The sequence below is a fragment of the Nocardia higoensis NBRC 100133 genome, assembly GCF_000308595.1.
GTDB classification, from domain to species: Bacteria; Actinomycetota; Actinomycetes; order Mycobacteriales; family Mycobacteriaceae; genus Nocardia; species Nocardia higoensis.
Genome location: NZ_BAGA01000131.1, coordinates 1 through 3,245, shown reverse-complemented (window position 1 = coordinate 3,245; position 3,245 = coordinate 1). Strand labels below are relative to the sequence as shown.

1 protein-coding gene is annotated in these 3,245 nt (G+C 72.6%); it reads left to right on the top strand.

Features of this window, described 5'->3' with window-relative positions:
- Positions 1-3,245 (top strand): non-ribosomal peptide synthetase (locus ON26_RS23625; protein WP_040798693.1); only part of this gene is annotated, 3,245 nt, incomplete at both ends.

Here is a 3,245-nt window from a genome sequence, read left to right as displayed (position 1 = left end):
CCGCCTCGGCGAACGGCTCGGCTCCACCGCGCCTGCCATCACCCGGCCCGCCCTCGTCGCGGGGCAGCGCCCGGACCGGATTCCGCTGTCCCCGGCGCAGCGGCGCTACTGGTTCCTCAACCAGTACGACACCGCCGCCTCCGCCGTCGACAACATCCCGATGGCCGTGCGCCTGTCCGGTGAACTCGACGTGGCCGCGCTCGGCCGCGCCATCACCGACGTGCTCGCGCGCCACGAGGTGCTGCGCACCGTCTACCCCGGCGGCGACGAACGCCCGTACCAGCTGATCCATCCGGTGCCCACCGAGCCGGTCGCGCTGGTGCCGGTCGACGTGCCCGAGGACCGGCTGCTCGCCACGGTGACCGACCTGGCCGGGCGCACCTTCGACGTGACCCGCGAGATCCCGTTCCACGTCGCGCTGTTGCGCGTGGCGCCCGCCGAGCACGTGCTGACCTTCGTGGTGCACCACGTCTCCGCCGACGGCGCCTCGATGGCCCCGCTGGCCCGCGACATCATGGTGGCCTACACCGCCCGGCTGCACGGCAGCACACCGCGCTGGACCCCGCTGCCGGTGCAGTACGCCGACTACGCGCTGTGGCACCGCGCGGTGCTCGGCGACGAGAACGACCCGGACTCGGTGGCCGCCCGGCAGATCGCCTACTGGCGCGGGCGTCTGGCCGGGCTGTCCGACCAACTCGACCTGCCCGCCGACCACCCGCGTCCGCCCGCCCAGTCCTTCCAGGGCGCCTCCGTGCGGCTGGTCGTCTCCGCGGACCGGCACGCCGCCCTGCAGGAGCTGGCCAGGGCCAACCGCGCCTCGCTGTTCATGGTCGTGCACGCCGCGTTCGCGGTGCTGCTGGCCAAGCTGTCCGGCTCCGGCGACATCGCCGTGGGCACCCCGCTGGCCGGTCGCGGCGAACGCGAACTCGACGACCTGATCGGCATGTTCGTCAACACCGTCGTGTTCCGCACGAGCGTGCGTCCCGGCGAGAGCTTCACCGAACTGCTGGCGCAGGTGCGCGAGGGCGACCTGACCGCCTTCGACAATGCCGACGTGCCGTTCGAGCGCCTGGTCGAGGTGCTGAACCCGGCGCGCTCGACCGCGCGCAATCCGCTGTTCCAGGTGGGCCTTTCGTTCCAGAACCTGCGCGAGACCACCTTCGAGCTGCCCGGCCTGCGGGTTGCGCCGCTGGAGTTCGAGACCCATCTGGCCAAGACCGACCTGCAGCTCACCGTCACCGACCGGTACGAGGCCGACGGCACGCCCGCCGAGCTGCTGGCCGACTTCAGCTACGCCACCGACCTGTTCGACGAGTCCACCGTGCAGGCCGTCGCCGAGCGGTTCGGGCGTGTGCTCGACACCGTGCTGGCCGATCCGATGGTGAGCGTCGCGGGCATCGACCTGCTCTCGGCCGCCGAGCGCGAGCGGATTCTGCGCACCGCCAACGAGACCGAACACTGGATCGACCCGCGCGCGAACCTGTCCTCGCTGCTCGACGACACCGTCATGCGCAGCCCCGAGGCGCTGGCGCTGGTGGCGGGCGAAGGCCAGCGCGCCGTGTGGATCACCTACGGCGAGCTCGACCAGCGGGTCAACCGGCTGGCCCGCCACCTCATCCGGCGCGGGGTGCGCCCGGAGGACCGGGTGGTGCTGGCCATGCGCCGCAGCGTCGACCTGGTGGTGGCCATGTTCGCGGTCGCCAAGTCCGGCGCCGCCTATGTGCCCATCGATCCCGATCAGCCGATCGAGCGCATCGAGCAGATCCTCACCACCGCCGCGCCGATCTGCGTGCTGACCACGACCCGCGACGCCTTCGACAGCACCGCCGCGCTCACCGTGGTGGTGGACGCGCTCGACCTCTCGACGCTCTCCCCGGCGGCCATCGCGCCCTCGGAGCGCAACGGCAAGCTGCACGCCGACCATCCGGCCTACATCATCTTCACCTCCGGCTCGACCGGCACCCCGAAGGGCGTGACGATCTCGCACGGCGCGATCGTCAACCAATTGCTCTGGAAGACCGCCGAATTCGGCCTGGACCGCGACACCATCGTGCTGCTGAAGACCGCGGCCACCTTCGACCTGTCGGTCTGGGAGTTCTGGTCGGCGGCGGTCGCGGGCGGACGCCTGGTGATCGCCGACGCCGACGGTCACCGTGACCCGGCCTACCTCAACACCCTCATCCGCGAGACCGGGGTCAACACCCTGCACACGGTGCCCTCGATGCTCGACGCGCTGGTCACCGAAGGCGGCGGCAGCCTGCCGGATTCGGTGCGCCTGGTGCTGGCCATCGGTGAGGAACTGCCCGCCGCGCTGGCCGCGCGGGTGCGCGCGGGCGGGGTGTCGCTGCACAATCTCTACGGCCCCACCGAGGCCGCCGTGTCGATCACCGATCACGCGGTGACCGAAGCCGATTCGGCCTCGGTGCCGATCGGCGCACCGGAATGGAACAGCCGCGTCTACGTGCTCGACAACGCGCTGTCCCCGGTCCCCGACGGCGTGCCGGGTGAGCTCTACCTGGCCGGCGCGCAGCTGGCCCGCGGTTACCACCGCAAGCCCGCGCTGACCGCCGAGCGGTTCCTCGCCGATCCGTTCGCCCAGGAAGCGGGCGGCGCGGCGGGCGCCAGGATGTACCGCACCGGCGACCTGGTCGTGCGCACCGGAGCCGGCGCCCTGGAATACCTGGGGCGCACCGACTTCCAGGTCAAGATCCGCGGCTTCCGCATCGAACTCGGCGAGATCGACGCCGCGCTGCTCGCCCAGCCCGGCGTCGCGCAGGCGGTCACCGTCGGCCGCGAGCAGCCGGGGCGCGCGCCGATGCTGGTGTCCTATGTGGTCGCCGCGGAAGTTCGCGCCGCCGAGCGCGTGCCGCTGGACGAGGCGACCCTGCTGGCCGGGCTGCGCGCCCGGCTGCCCGAATACATGGTGCCCGCCGCGGTGCTCGTGCTGCCGGAGATGCCGCTGACCTCGGTCGGCAAGGTGGACCGGTCCGCGCTGCCCGCCCCGCGCCCCGCCGCCACCACGCATCGCGCCCCGGCCACCGCCGCCGAGCAGGCGCTCGCCGAGGTGGTCGCCGAGGTGATCGGCCGTGCGCAGGTCGGCGCCGACGACGATTTCTTCGCCATCGGCGGCGACAGCATCGCCGCCATCCAGGTGGTCGCGCGGGCACGGGCCAAGGACATCCGGTTCACCCCGCGCCAGGTGTTCGAATTGCGCACGGTCGCCGCGCTGGCCGCGGCGGGCACCG